This is a genomic window from Blautia sp. DFI.9.10 (assembly GCF_024461705.1).
In the GTDB taxonomy this organism is placed as follows: domain Bacteria; phylum Bacillota; class Clostridia; order Lachnospirales; family Lachnospiraceae; genus Blautia_A; species Blautia_A fusiformis.
In genome coordinates, this window is the sequence record NZ_JANGAA010000024.1 from 33,697 (window position 1) to 51,963 (window position 18,267).

Sequence of the window (18,267 nt, forward strand, 5' to 3'; positions counted from 1 at the left end):
TGGATGTTGTTCTGCGGCCGGTTTTCCGACCGGATGGCCTGCCGCCGGTCTTTGCCGGTTTCTGTGTGTTTCTGCTGTTTTTTACAGCACCACCGGCTGCTGTTTTCTTTGCTGTTGGCCGGAAAGGCTTATCCTGACGGTTTTTGCTGCCACCACGATACTGTCTTGTTCTTGATCCGGCATTCTTTTGTCTTGCTGCGGTTCTTCTGGCACCGCCTGCGGAAACTTGTACTCTGCTCTCCGCATTTTTGTTGTCATCGTTGTTCTCGCTTTTCAAAAATCGCTCCTCCATTCAAAATTCACGTCATCCAGCATCTGCTGAAAAACTGCATATACAGCCTGAAGTTCGTCATCATCCTCGACCATCTCATAACAGGCTTCTGTGCTTCCCGGAGCTGAAATATCCTTCAGAATATATGCGTCTGCTTCCTCATCCTGTGAATCGGACACCAAAAGATAAGTCACACCCGCAATATTGGTCTGCTCCTCTACGTAAAACTCAGCAGCTGTGCCGTCGTCTGACTGAAATATTATTTTTTCCATATTTAATTCTTCCTTATCCGTTCTTGTCAAGCGGATATTCACAATCCGCATTTGCTACCTGATCCGCTCAAAATATCTATTTGCGTTTCCGATCATTCTTCCACGCCTTCCTGCTGCTCTCTTCTGTGTGCGGCAGCATCCAGATATCCCTGCAGGATAAAGACTGCTGCTACCTGATCCAGATACTGTTTACGGTCTTCCTTATGCACACCGGTCTCCTCCAGAGTACGGTCTGCCGCCATGGTAGTCAGTCTCTCATCCCACATAACAACAGGCAGACCCGTACGTTTCTCCAGCATTTCCTTAAACTCCAGAGATTTCTCGGCCCGCTCTCCTACTGTATTGTTCATGTTTTTCGGGTATCCCAGAACGATCTCCGTAACCTGATACTCCGAAATAATCTCTTCAATACGTGCCAGAGTACGACGAAGCTTGTTTTCCTGCTTGCGCCATACGGTTTCCACACCTTGGGCTGTCAGGCCAAGGGGATCGCTCACTGCAACCCCAACGGTCTTCGAGCCATAGTCCAGTCCCAGTACTCTCATATTACCGTTCCCAGGACTTATTCTTGATATACTCGGTGAGAAGCTCCTCTACCAGCTCATCACGCTCCACCTTCATGATCATGCTTCTCGCACCCTTGTGGCTTGTGATGTAGGTCGGGTCTCCGGACATAATATATCCTACGATCTGATTCACCGGATTGTAGCCCTTCTCATCCATTGCATTGTACACCAGATCCAGGACTTCTTTTACTTGAAGCTCCTGATCCGGTTTTGTTCTGAAATACTGTGTATTTCCCAGATTATTCTCTGCCATTGTCTCTCACGTCCTTAAAATATATTCCTTTTTATTTTAATATAAATTTACATAAATTACAATCTTAAATTTAACGAGGATTGCGAATACAAACTGTCAACGTTACTGTTCACTCCGTTCTCAGTAACACGCTTCGCAAAATATTACCAGTGAACAAACAACCTTTCAACATACGATCCCGTTCTTCACTCCACGGCTTCACCGGTCATGATATGCTCTTCAAGAAAGCCTTCTGCCTTTACGATTACGATATCATTTACGCCATAAGCTTCCGATTTCGGTACAGCAGTTTTTATATACTCCCGGCTGTGTCCCAGATACCAGGTCCGTCCATCCTTTGTATACTCTTCCTCGATCAGTACCTCCAGGTTTTTGCCAAGCATGGATTTCTCATAATCCCCTGCATGACGATGATGCAGCTCGATCATCTTCTCACTGCGGAAGGATTTCTCCGCCTCTGTCAGCTGTCCGTCCATGGCAGCTGCCTTTGTTCCCTGTCTTCTGGAATATTTGAAGATATGAGTCTCGTAAAAACGGATGCTGTCCACAAAATCATAGGATTTCCGGAATTCTTCCTCAGATTCCTGCGGAAAGCCTACGATCACATCCGTTGTCAGTGCCGGATTTCCATACACTTCTCTTAAAAGCTCACAGCGTTCTCTGTATTCCCCGCTTCTGTATCTGCGGTTCATCCTTTCCAGAGTCTCATCACAGCCGCTCTGCAGGGAAAGATGGAAATGTGGGCATACCTTTGGCAGCGCTGCAATCCCCTCGGCAAATTCTCTCGTAACGATTCCCGGTTCCAGAGATCCCAGGCGGATACGCTGGATTCCTTCGATCTCATGTACGGCACGGATAAGGGAAAGCAGTGTCTCTTTTTTCTCCTCCGGAAAATCTACGCCGTAGGAACTTAAATGAATTCCTGTAAGAACTACTTCCTTATACCCTTTTTCTGCAAGGGAATGGACTTCCTTCAGCACACTTTCAATGTTACGGCTTCTGACACGGCCTCTTGCATAGGGAATGATACAGTACGTACAGAACTGATTGCATCCGTCCTGAACCTTGATATATGCCCTTACATGTTCTGCAGTACGATCAATGGAAAGTTCCTCATACTCTTTTGTCTGATTGATCTTGATCACATGGGAACCATGACCCGGTTTGTTTTCCGCATATTCGGCCAGTGCCTCCACAATATTGATCTTCTGGTTATTTCCCAGAACAAGATCAATGGCTTCGTCTTTTTCCAGTTTCTCGCCACCGGTCTGTACATAACAGCCCGTTGCCACCACGATCGCTTCCGGATTCATTTTTTTTGCTTTGTGGAGCATCTGTCTTGATTTTCTGTCTGCAATATTGGTTACTGTGCAGGTATTGATCACATAAATATCCGCTCCCGGCTCAAAAGGCACGATCTCATATCCCGCCTCCTCCAGAAGCTGCTGCATGGCCTCGATCTCATAGGCATTTACTTTGCAGCCCAGGTTGTGTAATGCAACTTTATTTCCCATTTTTCCTCACTTTTTTTACACTTTAACTAATTATTAAAACAATTTTTATCTCTTTTCACCTTGACTTTTTGGGTACTGACAGGTAAGATGAAAGCTGTAAAACAACAAAAATTTATCAAGGGAGGTTATTATAATGAAAACAGCTAAAATCTCACTGAACTCCATCGATAAGGTGAAGGCATTCGTAAACGAGATCAGCAAATTCGACTGCGATTTTGATTTAGTATCCGGAAGATATGTGATCGATGCAAAATCCATCATGGGTATCTTCAGCCTGGATCTTTCCAAGCCGATCGACCTCAACATCCATGCAGATGGCGCTGCTCTGGATAACGTAATGCAGATTATTTCCAAATATACAATCGACTAATCTATACTGTATATTTGAGAGGAACTGTATCGGATACAGTTCCTCTTTTTTCATGCTTTCAGAATCCTTCTGTTCTCAATGAACTCCCTTTTCCTGATATATCGGTAATTCCAGGGAACCTCTGCAGCGAGGTTCCCTGTTTGTTTTTTCTTATCTAAAAACGGATCACTGAATTTCAATGATCTCTGTGGTATTCAGAGCCGTTTCCATAAGCTCATCGATCTTCTCAGAAAGCTTCTGCTCAGAACGGCGGATCACCTTAAGATTCGGCTTTGTTACAGGATGTTTCGCTACAAAGATGGTACAGCAATCCTCAAACGGCTGAATAGAAGTCTCAAAGGTATCGATCTTTCTGGAAATACGGACGATCTCCTCTTTATCAAAGCCGATCACCGGACGATATACCGGAAGTGTGCAGACCTCATTTGTAGAAGCAAGGCTCTGTAAGGTCTGGCTTGCAACCTGTCCGATGCTCTCACCTGTGATAAGTCCGAGACAACGGTCTTTTTTAGCGAAATGCTCGGCAATACGCATCATATATCTTCTCATGATAATAGTAAGCTCATCATGAGGACACTGATCATAAATATAAAGCTGTATATCTGTAAAGTTAACTACATGGAGACGGATCGGTCCGCTGTATTTGGCTACCAGGCGGGCAAGATCCACTACCTTCTGTTTTGCGCGCTCACTGGTGTAGGGCGGTGCATGGAAATATACCGCATCGATCTTGACACCACGTTTTGCGATCATATAGCCGGCAACCGGACTGTCGATCCCACCGGAAAGAAGAAGCATGGCTTTTCCGTTTGTTCCGATGGGCATTCCGCCTGCGCCCGGAATGGTCTGGGAATATACGTAAATCTTGTCACGGATCTCAACAGAAAGATCCAGCTCCGGATGATGAACATCTACACTTGCCTCCGGGAACGCATCCAGGATACGTCCGCCAAGCTCAGCGCTGACTTCCATGGAGCTGATCGGATAGGATTTCTTTGCGCGGCGCGTCCAGACCTTGAAGCTTCCGTTAAAGTCCGGATGCCACTGCTTCATATAACCCACAACATCTTCGGCAAGCTTCTCAAAGCCCTGTTCTTCATAGATCATAACCGGGCAGATGCCTACAATACCGAATACATGCTGCAGCGCATCTACAGCCTCATCGTAATCATAATTCTCCGGGCAGAATACATAAACTCTTCCCTGCTCTTTTTTTACTTCAAAATCTCCCTCGATCTTGGAGAGTGCGATCTCCATCTGATGTACGAGAGCATCTTCAAAACGATAGCGGTTTTTTCCCTTAAGGGCAATTTCCGCATATTTGATCAGAAATGCATGTACTAACATAAAAATCCCTTTCTTCTGTATTCTCTATCGACGTGCATACCTGCGCAGCATCGGAATTGTTTTTCCCAGTGCTTCCAGGCAGTAATCTACCTCTTCAAAGGTATTTTCCTCACAGAAACTGATGCGGACGGTACTCTCCACATCCGCTCTTGAAAGTCCCATAGCTGTCAGTGTTGCACTCGGTTTTCTCTTATGACTGGAGCATGCACTTCCTGCGGAAATATATACTCCGAATTCTTCCAGTGTATGGAGCAGGACTTCGCTTCGGACTCCATGAAAAGTCACGCTCATGATGTGCGGTGCCCCTTCTCTTAAAGGCATTCCGTTGATGGTGATGTCTCCAAGCTTTGAAAGTCCCTCTGCCATCCGTTCTTTCAGGTCATAAAGGTGCTGTATTTTTTTATCAAAATCCGTATATACCATCTCTGCGGCAACGCCAAGGCCTGCGATTCCCGGTACATTGTCCGTTCCGGAACGCATGCCGTTCTGCTGTCCGCCTCCAAGGATCTGCGGCTGTACTCTTACTTTTTCGTTAATATAGAGAAAGCCTACGCCCTTTGGTCCATGGATCTTGTGGCTGCTCACGGAAAGAAGATCGATCCCCAGCTTTTTCGGATAGATACGATACTTTCCGAATGCCTGAATGGCATCTACATGAAAAAGTGCTTTCGGACTTTTTTCATGGACAAGCTTTCCGATCTCTTCTACCGGCATCACGGCTCCCACCTCATTGTTCACGTACATCACAGACACCAGAATGGTATCCAGACGAAGAGCCGCTTCCAGTGCATCCAGCTTTACAACGCCCTGATGATCCACAGGAAGAATAGTCACCTCATAGCCCTGTTCTTTCAGATAGGCAAAAGGCTGGGCCACTGCCGCGTGCTCCACTGCCGTTGTAATGATATGTTTTCCCATACGCTTGTTGGCTTCCACGCCGCCGATGATAGCAAGGTTATCCGATTCTGTTCCACCGGAGGTAAAAAGAATCTCTTTTTCATTCACTTTCAGTAATTTTGCAATGGTCTGGGCACTTCTGCGGACATAATTCTCCGCTTCCATTCCCTTTTTATGCATGGCAGAAGGATTTCCGAAATCTTCTGTCATGGTTTTGCAGACAATATCCTTTACTTCATCGAAGCATCTCGTTGTCGCGGAATTGTCAAAATATGCTTCCATAGTTTATTCATCCTCCAGTTGAAACATCAGAACAGAAAGTACTGCGAGTCCCGCAGTTTCTGTCCGTAAGATCCGGTGTCCCAGGGTGATGGGTTTCGCACCGGCTTCCATGGCATCTGCCACTTCCTGCTCTTCAAAACCACCCTCAGGGCCGATAAAGACACCGATGCTTTTTCCCGGTTCGATCGACCGGATCAGTTCTTTCGTCTCTTTCATTCCCTTTGCAAGCTCATAAGGGATCAATAGAACGTCCAGTTCTTTTGCATAGACAAGGGCTTCTTTAAAGGTCATCACAGAATGTACCTCCGGCACCAGCATACGCTTGGACTGTTTTGCCGCACTTTCTGCGATCTGCTGCCAGCGGGATACTTTTTTTTCTGCTTTTTTGTTATCCAGTTTTACCACGCAGCGTCTGGTTGAAACCGGAACTACGGAATATGCTCCAAGCTCTACTGCCTTCTGGATGATCAGCTCCATCTTATCAGCCTTCGGCAGTCCCTGAAAAAGATAAATACGGTTCTGCAGCTCATAATCCGGCTCCTGTACATAGAGGATATGAAGCAGGACTTCATCCTCCCCCGCGTTTTCGATCACACAGTGATATTCTTTTTCCTTATCGCTGATCCAGAGCTCCTCGTCTTTTTTCATGCGGAGCACATTGACAATATGATTGACATCATTTCCTGTGATACGGATCTCATGTCTGTCCCTGTCGATCTGATGAGGTTCCACAAAAAATCGCTGCATGAGATCAGTCCTTTCTTGCTGTCACAGATACCCACTCGCCCTGATGAGTCACCTCAACAAGCGTTAGTCCGGCATCTTTTACAGCCTTCACTACGACATCCTCCTTTACATCCAGGATGCCTGATGTAATGTAGTAAGCGCCTTTTTTCATCTGTGCAACGATCACCGGAGTCAGCGGTACCAGAACATCTGCCAGGATATTTGCAGTTACGATATCATATTTCTCATATCCGACCTGATTCTGAACTTCTTTGTCATCGATGATGTTTCCGATCATCATGTCAAAGGATTTCTCCTCGATCTGGTTGGCCTCCTTGTTCTCAGACACTGCCGGAACTGCACAGGGATCAAGATCTGTACCAACCACATGACCTGCACCAAGCTTCAGTGCAACGATTCCCAGGATTCCACTTCCGGTTCCCACATCAAGGATCTCCATTCCCGGCTTCACAAATTTCTTCAGCTGACGGATCACAAGCTGTGTGGTCTCATGCATTCCTGTACCAAAGGCAGTTCCCGGATCAATGTGGAGGATCATCTTGTCCTTATCTTCTGCCTTCACTTCTTCCCAGGACGGTACGATCAGAATGTCGTCTACATAGAACTGATGGAAGTACTGTTTCCAGTTATTGATCCAGTCCTTGTCCTCTGTCTGGGATTCTGTGATGGTTGCCTCTCCAATATCCACAAAGCTTCTCAGATCCTCCAGTGCAGCCTTCACATCTTTCAGGATTGCCTCGGTATCCGCATCCTCTTCCAGATAGAAGTTCAGATATGCGATCCCGTCATCTGCTGGTCCTTCCGGCATAATATCCACAAACATCTGTGCCTTATCCTCATCGGTCAGCGGCTGCTTGTCCTGGATCTCCACACCTTCAATCCCCACCTCGGCAAGTGTACAGATCACAATATCCTCTGCCTCTGTTTTTGTCTTAAGTGTAAAACGGTTCCATTTCATCTTTTATATCTCCTTATGCTGTATACACATTTACGGATTTTCATTCCAGTCTGTCGCCTGTTTTCTATTGTCCCGAAAACGGGCACTTCTTTTAATATACACGAATACAGAAAAAAAAGAAAGAGGCATTTTGTGCCTCTTTCCTGTTTTCACTTTATTTATTCCTCAAACATTTCCTTTACTTTCTCACGGAAACCTTTTTTCTTCTTTTCGGTTTTTTCGGAAGTCTCGGATGTGCTGTCCTCTGACGGACGGTTTCCACATGCCGCATCAAAAGCTTCCAGAGCTTTCTTTGCTTCCTCATTGAGATTTGTCGGAGTCTGGACTACCAGTGTTACATAGTGGTCACCACGAACGTTCTTGTTACGTAATGACGGAACACCTTTGCCCTTCAGGCGGATTCTTGTATCCGTCTGTGTTCCCGGTTTCACCTCATAGGAAACCTCACCGTCAACGGTATTAATACGCATCTCACCGCCAAGTGCAGCCTGTGCAAATGTGATCGGAGCTGTTGAAAAGATATTCATATCCTGTCTCTGGAAGATCGGATGACGGGCTACATTTACCTCAACCAGCAGATCTCCTCTCGGTCCGCCGTTGGTTCCCGGCTCACCTTTTTCACGGATACGGATACACTGACCATTATCAATACCGGCCGGTACAGATACCTGGATCTTCTTTCTGGAAGAGGTATATCCGGTTCCACGGCAGGCACTGCATTTGTCCTTGATCACCTTACCGGTTCCATTACAGTCCGGACAGGTCTGAACATTACGTACCATACCAAACATGGACTGCTGGGTGTAAACGATCTGGCCCTGGCCTTTACATTTCGGACAGGTGATCGGTGATGTTCCCGGTTTCGCTCCGGTTCCGTGACATGTGGTACACTCATCTTTGAGAACGATTTCCAGCTCTTTCTCGCATCCGAAAACCGCTTCCTCAAAAGTAATGTTCACACGTGCACGAAGGTTGGCACCCTTCATCGGTCCATTGTTGGCCCGTCTGGTTCTGCCTCCGCCGCCGAACAGGTCTCCGAAGATATCTCCGAAGATGTCTCCCATATCCGCACCGTTGAAGTCAAATCCACCAAAGCCGCCGGCACCGCCTCCGCCGCCGTTTTCGAATGCTGCATGACCAAACTGATCATACTGTCTTCTCTTGTCGGCATCACTTAAAACGGAGTAAGCCTCTGTCGCCTCTTTGAATTTCGCTTCAGCCTCTTTATCACCCGGATTTACATCCGGGTGATATTTCTTGGCCAGCTTACGATATGCTTTTTTTAATGTTGCGTCGTCGGCGTTTTTATCCACACCTAAGACTTCATAATAATCTCTTTTATCAGCCATTGTAATTATTTCCTACTTGTCTTAGACTTCCTTGTAATCAGCATCTACAACATCATCGCCGTATCCTGCTTCATTTCCGCCCTGAGCACCAGCGTTTCCGCCCATGTTGCCCATATCCGGTCCAGGACCAGCCTGACCCTGAGCTCCCTGAGTCTGCTCATACATCTTGGAGAACAGTTTCTGAGCGCTCTCCATCATCTTCTCCTGTGCAGCTTTGATATCTGCAACCTGAGAATCAGTAAGCTCCTGAGCATTTGCTGTCTGTGCAAGAAGATCTTTCAGTGCATTGAGGTCAGCCTCAACACTTGCTTTATCGTTTGCGTCAAGCTTGTCGCCAGCTTCTTTCAGTGCGTTCTCAACCTGGAATACCATGGAGTCTGCATTGTTTCTTGTGTCGATCGCCTCTTTACGTTTCTTATCCTGAGCCTCGAACTCAGCTGCTTCTTTGACAGCTTTGTCGATATCGGAATCGGACATATTGGAACCAGCTGTGATTGTGATGTGCTGCTCTTTACCTGTTCCAAGGTCTTTAGCGGATACATTAACGATACCGTTGGCATCAATATCAAATGTTACCTCAATCTGCGGAACTCCACGACGTGCTGGCGGGATTCCATCCAGACGGAACTGGCCGAGGGATTTGTTGTCCTTTGCGAACTGACGCTCACCCTGTACAACGTTGATATCTACAGCTGTCTGGTTATCTGCTGCTGTGGAGAAGATCTGGCTCTTCTTTGTAGGAATTGTAGTATTTCTCTCGATCAGACGAGTTGCGATACCACCCATTGTCTCGATGGACAGTGACAGTGGGGTAACATCCAGAAGAAGGATATCACCGGCACCTGCATCACCTGCAAGTTTACCACCCTGTACGGAAGCACCAAGTGCAACACACTCATCCGGGTTCAGGTTCTTGCTTGGCTCTTTGCCAGTTAACTGTCTTACCTTATCCTGTACAGCCGGGATACGGGAAGAACCACCAACCAGAAGTACCTGGCCAAGCTCGGAAGCTGTGATACCTGCATCAGACAGTGCACGGCGAACCGGCTCTGCAGTCATCTCTACAAGATCATGTGTCAGCTCATCAAATTTAGCTCTTGTAAGGTTCATATCGAAATGCTTCGGTCCCTCAGCTGTAGCTGTGATGAACGGAAGGTTGATGTTTGTTGTTGTTGCAGAAGAAAGCTCTTTCTTAGCCTTCTCAGCTGCCTCTTTCAGTCTCTGAAGAGCCATCTTATCGTTGCTTAAGTCTACGCCCTCTGTTCTCTTGAACTCGGAAAGCATGTAATCTGTGACCTTCTTATCAAAGTCATCTCCACCAAGACGGTTGTTACCAGCTGTGGAAAGAACCTCGATAACACCATCACCGATCTCGATCACGGATACATCGAATGTACCGCCGCCAAGGTCGTATACCATGATCTTCTGCTCTTTCTCATTGTCAAGACCATATGCAAGAGCTGCTGCTGTAGGCTCGTTGATGATACGTTTTACATCAAGACCTGCGATCTTACCTGCATCTTTGGTAGCCTGACGCTGAGCATCGTTGAAGTAAGCCGGAACTGTGATAACTGCCTCTGTTACTTTCTCACCAAGATATGCCTCTGCATCCTTTTTCAGTTTCTGAAGGATCATTGCGGAGATCTCCTGTGGAGAATATTTCTTGTCATCGATGGTTACACGGTAATCGGTACCCATCTCTCTTTTGATAGAGGAGATCGTTCTGTCTGCATTTGTAACTGCCTGACGTTTTGCAGGCTCACCTACCAGACGCTCTCCTGTTTTTGTGAATGCTACAACGGATGGTGTTGTTCTTGCGCCTTCTGTATTTGCGATAACTGTCGGCTGTCCACCTTCCATTACGGCTACACAGCTGTTTGTTGTACCTAAGTCAATACCAATAATCTTTCCCATGATTTTTTCCTCCTGTTTTAGTCTGTATCTGTTAAAATAAAGTTTGTTGTCAGTTAGTTCGCAACCTTTACCATACTGTGGCGTACTACGAAATCCTTGTAGGTGTAACCCTTCTGGAATTCTTCCACCACGATGTTCTCTCCAACCTCTTCATCCTCCACATGCATCACTGCATTATGGAAATCCGGGTTGAATTCCTTTCCCACTGCTTCGATCGGCTTCACACCAAGCTCATCCAGTGTTGTGGTAAGCTGCTTGTAGATCATTTTCATTCCATCTGCAAAAGCATCGCCTTCCTGTGCCTGTGCAAGACCTCTTTCGAAGTTATCCACAACCGGCAGGATCTTTTCAACGATCTCTTTTGCTCCGATGATGTACATACTGGATTTTTCTTTTTCCGTTCTTTTACGGAAATTGTCAAATTCAGCCATGGTACGCTTCAGGCGATCGGTAAGTTCCTCCACCTTCTGCTCAGATTTATCTTTTTTCTTCTTTCCGAAGAAGGAAGTTTTTGATTTTTCTTCTTTTTTATCCTCTGAGGCAGCTTCTTCGCCTGGAGTATTGTTTTCTTCCTCCGGCAGATCTTCTCCCTCCGGTGTCAGGTTTTCTTCTTCCTGATCTCCGTCAGTTACGGGGATTTCCTTCTCCGCTTCCTGCTCTTCGGATGTTTTCTTTGTTTCCTCCGACACTTTTTTTCTACCGCCTTTCTAAGTTTTCTTCTTTTTCAAAACGTCATCCAGATGATTCTTCAGTTCCTTCAGACTGTCCACTACATTCTCATAATCCATTCGTTTGGGACCGATGATCCCGATGGTTCCGTACATTCCGTCTCCCAGTTCATATCTGGCAGTTACAATGCTGCAGTCCTTCATGGTCTGGATTGGCATCTCATCACCGATGTAAACCTGGATTCCTGTATTCTCTCCATCTGACATCTGTTCTTTTACAAGATCGGCAAGTTCATGCTTCTCCTCAAATGCGGAGATCAGCTCCGTTGCCTTCTCTTTATCGGCAAGCTCCGGATACTTGAAGATGTTAGTTGCACCTGAAGTATAGATCTCCATATCTTCCTCTTCCACATGAATGGTGGCTGCCACTGCATCCAGAACCGTTGCCACCACACCGCTGTGGCTGCCTGCCTGTTCCTTCAGTCTGGCGATCATCCCAAGGTTGATATCCTGGATCGGGATCCCATTGAGATTGGTGTTAAGAAGAAGATTCAGTTTCAGGATCGTCTGGTCGTCCATTTCCTCATCCAGATTGATGATCTGGTTCCGGACTGTGTTGTTGTCACTGACAACCACTGCCACAAGCTGAAGCTCGCTCATCCTCGACAGCTGGATGAACTTGATCTTGTTGCCGCTGTACTGCGGAACGGAAACCATGGTAGCATAGTTGGTATTGGAAGCAAGAACCTTCGCAACCTTCTTAAGCACCTTATCCATCTTATCTGTCTTCTCAATGATCAGATCTCGCAGCTCTGCGACCTCCGCTTCCTTCTCCTTCATTAGCTCATTGACGTAAAGTCTGTAGCCCTTATCTGAAGGAATCCTTCCTGCTGAGGTATGAGGCTGGACGATATAGCCCATATCTGTCAGGTCTGACATTTCATTTCGGATCGTTGCGGAACTGACATTGAGATCCGCATACTTGGAAATGGTCCTGGAACCAACCGGTTCTCCGGTTTCCATATAGGTCTTGATGATTGCTTTTAAGATTTTTTGCTTGCGCTCATTCAACACCTCTTCCATGAATCCATCTCCTTTCCTTTTTATTCTTTCCTGACGGATGTTGATTCTTTTTTTATATCTGTTAGCACTCATTTTAGTGGAGTGCTAACATCTACAGTCTTTAAGATATCACCATGTAAAATATTTGTCAATATGTTTTGAAAAAAAGTTCTTATTTTTTCGCAACAAAAAAAGCATCAGTACGATGCTTTTTTGTAATACTGGTCTATGCATTTCTGTGCCCCGGCAAAAAATTCCGCTTCTGTTTTCTGTCCCAGCACATATTTCTGAAATTCCGTACCCATAGCCGAAATAGCTTCTATGGAATCGGCACACAGTGGTCTTGCTTTCAGCTTATAATCTTTCAGATATTGCCGGATCATTTCAATGCCATCCAGATCAAAATTCTTATCCTCGATCACATCCAGTCTTGCCGGACACATTTTTGTCAGCTGTCCGTAATTTTTACTGGCCTCATATCCGGACACATACTGAAGGAACTTCAGAGCTGCTTCTTTATGATCAGAATTTTTATTCAGTACATACTGCCAGGTTGCGATATTGGTCACCTTCTCGTCAAATTCCGGAAATGGTGCCATATGGATCTTATCTTTTCCATACACGCCTGCATTCTGAAAGGTACTCAACGCACCGGTATACATGAACATACATCCATACTGGCCGTTTATAAATTTTTCACTCAGCTGATCATGCTGGTCGATCAGATTCTCCTCTGATATCATCCCTGTATCCAGCATTCGCTTCATATATCCTGCCGCTTCTCTGGTTTTCGAATCCGTCCAGTCTGTATAATCTCCTCCGAAAAAATTGACATACTCGCTGATACTGTTATATATGTAGGAAATCTCCCATGCATCCCCGTATGCATATTTTCCCGTATTCTGAAGCTTTTTCTGAAGAATCTCAAGATCACTGAGACCGGAGAGTCTGTCCAGACCAGCCTGATCCAGCAATTCCTGGTTCACCCAGAATGCCATAATATCCATCCTGAACGGTACCGAAAAAATATGTCCGTCTGACATGCATATTTCTTTCAGGTATTCCTGTGGAAAATTCGCCGCTGTCTCCTCTGTCATAACCGTATCTTCCAGCGGAAGAAGAAATCCCTTATGCTTAAATTCGGATATCATCTCATCATTTACTGTGATCAGATCAACAGAATCATCTCCTGATGTCAGAAGAGTTGCTATTTTGGCCTGGCGATTGTCCGCATTAGACGGACATTTTTCGATATGGATCTCTATTCCAAGATCCTTTTCCGCCTGACTGATAAAAGAATCAAAGCCCTCTGTGTCTGCATCCACATGAAGGATCGTCAGTTCCTGTCTGTTCTCCGGCACAATATCAGATGCAGTCTCCTTCTTCTGGGCTCCACATCCTGTCACTGCCAGAGCCAGGGCAAATACCCCGCAAAATACCTGTTTTTTCAATCTCTACCACCCTTTTTATCTGGGCCATCTATCCTCTTTTGACATCAACGGCTGGAACTGTGCATGAGGAAGTGTCTGATACCAGTACGCTACACTTGCCACATCATCCTGTCGTTCAAACAGGCCACGGTATCCGACGCCTATCTGCTGGATCGTAACGCGAAGATCCTCTTCAAAGCAGATCGGATCCTGTAAGTGCCATCTGTAAAAGCCTCTCATTGGCGGGCAGTCATCATTATGATAAAAATTGTGGATCAGTTCGTCATGAGCAGAATAATACGGATATCCCAGATACGGTGTGTTATAATTCTGTTCCACGGTTTTTCCATCCACCTGTTTGGCAAAGCTCCAGGAACCTCCAAAGTAATCTTCCGTTCCTGTTCCGCAGATGGTCGGATACTCCTCATCTCCGTCAATATAAAACTTCATTTCTCCCTCGCCCCACCAGTAACGTTCCAGTGTGGTAAGTGCCATGTAGGTTCCTATATAATGGCCTTTTCCTTTTACTCCATCCAAAATTGTATAATCTTTTGTTTTTTCTGTCAACCGTTCCCTTCTCCACTGCGCATGGAAATAAGCAATATCGTCCGGAAGCTCATCATAGAGACAGTAATCTACCTGATAAAAGAAAGCCGGGATTTTATTTGCATGCTGGTTTTCCAGTGTGATCTTTGCTTTCTTCTTAAACGGCATCGGGAAATAGCAGTTAAAGCCCCTGTTTGGAACAACAGCCACCGGAACAGAATTTACAAAACATTCTCTTCCGAATCCGCAGCAGAAGAAATCACCCAGAGGACTTTCCACGGAAGGAGTTTCCTCGTCATCCCAGTACATACGGATTACAAGATCTCTCAGTACAAAGCAATCTGCCTCTGTAGTCTTGTTATCAACGGTGATCCAGATATGATTGATCTGTCCCGGTCCTTCCATTTCTGCCAGAGTTACCACAGTTCCCGGCTCAATATCCCTGAGACACGGGCTTCCTTTTCTGGACGGTCCCAGATGACTTGCAGCCATACCGCCTCTGCCTTTTTCTCCATGAGGATTTTCTGCGTTGATCGCACGGCTTTTTCCATGCTTTGCAAGTGCGATCCCTCCCAGTCCGCCTGTAAATGCCTGATACATATCTGTTTTCTCCTCTCTTTTGGAAATTAAAAATATTATATTTACGCTTTTACTCCACCTGCCATGATACCATCCATGATCTGTTTCTCAAAAACAGCTACAAAGATAATGATCGGAAGAAGGATGATCCATCCCATGGCGCTGACCAGATCCCACGGAACTCCATACATGTTGTCACGTAACGGAAGCTGTACGATGGAAACAGAAAGTACCTGAATACCATTTGAATAAAACAACGGTGTGAAAAAGTTATTCAGACAGGTAATAAAGTTGATAATGCAAACCGTAGCGATTGCCGGCTTCATCAGCGGCAGAACGATCGTAAACAGTCTCTGTGAAAAAGATGCGCCGTCAATAGCAGCTGCCTCCTCCAGTGAGATCGGGATCTCACCGACAAAGTTTCTGAGGATCAGAACCGTAAACGGTATAACGGTACTGATATAAAGAAGGATAAGTCCCGGATATGTATCATACAGCTTTACCTTCTGCATAAACTCATACAGCGGGCGGGCTGTGACAACCTCAGGGATCAGCATGGTAGCCAGAACAAACGCAAATGCAACAGAAACTCCCTTTGAGTTAAATCTTGAGAAGCCATAGGCAGCCATTGCACACAGCACGGTACTGATCACGAGTGTAATGCCTACGATCAGAACTGTATTTCCGATCTTTGAAAGCAGTCCTACATTCTGTATCAGAAATTTATAGCTTTCCAGTGTGGGATGATCCGGAAGATAATCGATCGGTGTTTTAAACAATTCTCCTGACGGTGTGATCGAAGAAATAAAGATCCAGTAAACCGGGAACAGGATCAGAAAAGCCACAACTGCAAACAGAACCCATCTTCCAACGGCTACCACTCCATGATAAACATTATATTTTCCTGTATTCTTCACGATAATTCCCCCTAACTGTCAAACTTATTCATAACACGTATATTCAGCCAGCTGAAGATCGCCATTACAACAAACAGCAGCATAGCCAGCGCCGAAGCATATCCTACGTTTAGATTTGTAAATGCTTCTGTTGTGATTCTGTATGCGATCAGCGCAGTATCCTCTCCAGGGCCTCCAGATGTCATGGAATAAACCAGATCGAAGGTTGTCAGTCTCCAGAGTGTGAACGGAATACATAAAGTCAGGACATTTTTTGCGATCAGCGGAAGTGTGATCCGGAAAAAGCTCTGGATCCCGTTTGCACCGTCTACCTTTGCTGCCTCATAGATATCGCCGGAAATAAACTGAAGTCCGGAAAGTACAAGAATTGCAAAGAACGGAAGGTCCTTCCACAGGTCCATTGCAATTACCGCTGCTCTTGCAGTACCTGTATTGATCAGCCAGCTGTTCTGGTAACCCGGTACAAACCAGCGGATAAAATCATTGATCAGACCATAATCATTGTTAAATGCCCATTTTGCAGCCATACCGGCTACTACTGCAGGCATAGCCCACGGGATCAGCACGATGGTCCTCAGAAAACGGCGGCCTTTGAATTTCATATTCAGGATCAGTGCCAGGATAACTCCGAGGATCACATGAAAGATCATGGAAGCAACCACAAATATTGCCGTAAAGCTGATCGATGTAAGCACTTTAGGATCAGAAAATACCTTCAGGTAATTCTTGAAGCCTATAAATTCATTGATACCTGCAAGGATACTGATATTAAAGAAGCTGTTTTTCACAGTCATCAGAATGGGATATACTGTTGTAAAGCCTCGAATCAGTACAACTGGCAGGATCAAAAGCCACGGTATCCACTTCATATTTTTTTTACTTATTGTCATGGAACTTTCCTCCCTGTTCATCAAGCAATGTAAAGCAGACTTTTACCTCTGCTTTACATTGCTGTTTTTTTATATCTTTTACTTATACATATCTACCACATCCTGAGCCTTCTTGCAGAACTCATCAACTGTGATCTCGTCTTTCATACAGGACTGGAAGATCGTTCCCATATCGGTGATAAATTCCATTGTCTGTGCCACCATCGGACGTCCCTGTACATTGCATTCATTTGCATATCTGCTGTACATTTCTTTTGCCGGGTCAGAATCCGGAACTACCTTCTCTGCAACATCCTTTCTTGCAGGATATCTGTCAAATGCTTTATAGGAAGCTTCCATTCCGCCTTCATCAGCCATATACTGGAGGAATTTCACAGCTGCATCTTTATTCTTGGATGCTTTATTGAGAACATAGCTCCAGGAATCTGTAAAGATCGCACGCTCTCCCTTGCCGCTGAAATCCGGTACCATTTCCATGTGGATCTTATCTGCGCCAAGCATATCTGCCTTTGCATAATCTGTTCCAAGGCCCCACATGAACCAGCATCCGTATTTTCCGTCATTGATCTTCGGATTCATCTGGTCATATTTATCTGCAATCTGTTCGATGGATGTTTCTTTATTAGCAACCAGATCGTGAAGGAACTGAACTGCTTCCTTGTTTTCCTCTTTGGTCCAGTCAAAATAATCGCCGCCGAACATGTTTACAAACTGTGCAAGCTCGTTAAATGCATAGGTTTTCTCCCAGGAACCGCCGTAGCCGAATCTTCCGTCCTTGGAAACAGCCTTCATATACTTCATGAAATCCTCTTTTGTATCAATGGATTTGATTCCGACCTCATCCATGATCTCCTGATTTACCCAGAATGCAAGATATCCTGTATAGCCTGGAACACCGACGATGTTTCCGTCCTTATCTGTGATCATATCCTTTACATATCCCTGGGCAAACTGATCAGCGATATCATCTGTCATTACTGTATCGTTCAGTCCTTCCAGCCATCCGGAATTTTTAAATGCCGCGCTCATCTCATCGTTGATCTCAATGACATCCACGGAAGTATCTCCTGTGGAAAGCATTGTGGTGATCTTCTGCTGACGGGTATCTGTATCTGTAGGTGCCGCAATTACATTAATGTTCAGGCCCGTGGCATCTTCCACATTTGCAAGCCAGTCCTCAAAATCCGGGTCTGTGGTGTTGACGCTGTATAAGGTAAGATCATATTTTTCCTTTGCGGAAACAGTAACCACGTTACCTGCCATACCCACAACCATCGCTGCTGCCAAAACTGCACTCATTACTTTTTTCTTCATATCTTTCTTCCTTTCTGGACATTTTCGTGTTTGTCCACACCTGTTTTTGATGGTTTAAGGATACCAGAGAGCCCCCTCATTCTAAATACAATATTTTATGATTTATTTATATTATTTTTCG

18 protein-coding genes are annotated in these 18,267 nt (G+C 45.4%); 1 reads left to right on the forward strand and 17 read right to left on the reverse strand.

Annotated elements, in window-relative coordinates; genetic code table 11:
• Positions 1-273: 273 nt before the first annotated feature.
• From NE671_RS13295 to mtaB, 4 genes are all read right to left on the reverse strand, one after another.
• Positions 274-543, reverse strand: coding sequence for a DUF1292 domain-containing protein (locus NE671_RS13295; protein ID WP_059086846.1), 270 nt, complete (start codon positions 541-543; stop codon positions 274-276).
• A 92-nt stretch (positions 544-635) separates the two neighbouring features.
• Positions 636-1,088: a Holliday junction resolvase RuvX gene (ruvX, locus tag NE671_RS13300; RefSeq protein WP_092071282.1), complete on the reverse strand. Its 453-nt coding sequence runs from the start codon at positions 1,086-1,088 to the stop codon at positions 636-638.
• 1 nt (position 1,089) lies between these two features.
• Entirely contained in the window at positions 1,090-1,362 is a 273-nt protein-coding gene (locus NE671_RS13305; RefSeq protein WP_015527087.1) for an IreB family regulatory phosphoprotein, read from the reverse strand.
• Between the two features lie 185 nt (positions 1,363-1,547).
• Entirely contained in the window at positions 1,548-2,876 is a 1,329-nt protein-coding gene (mtaB, locus tag NE671_RS13310; RefSeq protein ID WP_173740411.1) for a tRNA (N(6)-L-threonylcarbamoyladenosine(37)-C(2))-methylthiotransferase MtaB, read from the reverse strand.
• A 133-nt stretch (positions 2,877-3,009) separates the two neighbouring features.
• On the opposite strand from mtaB, the gene NE671_RS13315 reads away from it, so the two are divergent.
• A complete protein-coding gene (locus tag NE671_RS13315) occupies positions 3,010-3,246 on the forward strand; it encodes an HPr family phosphocarrier protein (RefSeq protein ID WP_015527084.1) in 237 nt (78 codons plus the stop codon).
• Positions 3,247-3,411: 165 nt separating this feature from the next.
• Here NE671_RS13315 and thiI read toward each other — a convergent pair whose 3' ends face one another.
• The 13 genes from thiI to NE671_RS13380 all read right to left on the reverse strand — a co-directional run bounded on the left by thiI (position 3,412) and on the right by NE671_RS13380 (position 18,146).
• Entirely contained in the window at positions 3,412-4,593 is a 1,182-nt protein-coding gene (thiI, locus tag NE671_RS13320) for a tRNA uracil 4-sulfurtransferase ThiI (RefSeq protein ID WP_015527083.1), read from the reverse strand.
• Positions 4,594-4,617: 24 nt separating this feature from the next.
• Entirely contained in the window at positions 4,618-5,772 is a 1,155-nt protein-coding gene (locus NE671_RS13325; protein ID WP_110102500.1) for a cysteine desulfurase family protein, read from the reverse strand.
• Between the two features lie 3 nt (positions 5,773-5,775).
• Positions 5,776-6,519, reverse strand: coding sequence for a 16S rRNA (uracil(1498)-N(3))-methyltransferase (locus NE671_RS13330; RefSeq protein WP_092071274.1), 744 nt, complete (start codon positions 6,517-6,519; stop codon positions 5,776-5,778).
• Between the two features lie 4 nt (positions 6,520-6,523).
• Positions 6,524-7,477, reverse strand: a complete 954-nt coding sequence (gene prmA, locus NE671_RS13335; RefSeq protein WP_021652332.1) for a 50S ribosomal protein L11 methyltransferase — start codon at positions 7,475-7,477, stop codon at positions 6,524-6,526.
• 158 nt (positions 7,478-7,635) lie between these two features.
• Entirely contained in the window at positions 7,636-8,826 is a 1,191-nt protein-coding gene (gene dnaJ / locus NE671_RS13340) for a molecular chaperone DnaJ (protein ID WP_110102501.1), read from the reverse strand.
• A 21-nt stretch (positions 8,827-8,847) separates the two neighbouring features.
• Positions 8,848-10,740, reverse strand: a complete 1,893-nt coding sequence (gene dnaK / locus NE671_RS13345) for a molecular chaperone DnaK (RefSeq protein WP_015527076.1) — start codon at positions 10,738-10,740, stop codon at positions 8,848-8,850.
• 53 nt (positions 10,741-10,793) lie between these two features.
• Positions 10,794-11,429: a nucleotide exchange factor GrpE gene (grpE, locus tag NE671_RS13350; RefSeq protein WP_059085388.1), complete on the reverse strand. Its 636-nt coding sequence runs from the start codon at positions 11,427-11,429 to the stop codon at positions 10,794-10,796.
• 18 nt (positions 11,430-11,447) lie between these two features.
• Positions 11,448-12,491 (reverse strand): heat-inducible transcriptional repressor HrcA, encoded by a 1,044-nt coding sequence (gene hrcA / locus NE671_RS13355; RefSeq protein WP_015527075.1) that lies wholly within the window; start codon positions 12,489-12,491, stop codon positions 11,448-11,450.
• Between the two features lie 176 nt (positions 12,492-12,667).
• On the reverse strand, positions 12,668-13,921 hold the full coding sequence (locus tag NE671_RS13360; RefSeq protein WP_244095949.1) for an ABC transporter substrate-binding protein: 1,254 nt from the start codon (positions 13,919-13,921) through the stop codon (positions 12,668-12,670).
• Between the two features lie 15 nt (positions 13,922-13,936).
• Positions 13,937-15,046 carry a glycoside hydrolase family 172 protein gene (locus NE671_RS13365; protein ID WP_173740412.1) on the reverse strand — a complete coding sequence of 370 codons (1,110 nt, stop codon included), beginning with the start codon at positions 15,044-15,046 and terminating at the stop codon, positions 13,937-13,939.
• Positions 15,047-15,087: 41 nt separating this feature from the next.
• On the reverse strand, positions 15,088-15,942 hold the full coding sequence (locus tag NE671_RS13370) for a carbohydrate ABC transporter permease (protein ID WP_021652326.1): 855 nt from the start codon (positions 15,940-15,942) through the stop codon (positions 15,088-15,090).
• Positions 15,943-15,953: 11 nt separating this feature from the next.
• Entirely contained in the window at positions 15,954-16,832 is an 879-nt protein-coding gene (locus tag NE671_RS13375; protein WP_044961978.1) for a carbohydrate ABC transporter permease, read from the reverse strand.
• Positions 16,833-16,910: 78 nt separating this feature from the next.
• On the reverse strand, positions 16,911-18,146 hold the full coding sequence (locus tag NE671_RS13380) for an ABC transporter substrate-binding protein (protein WP_059085386.1): 1,236 nt from the start codon (positions 18,144-18,146) through the stop codon (positions 16,911-16,913).
• Positions 18,147-18,267: the final 121 nt, after the last annotated feature.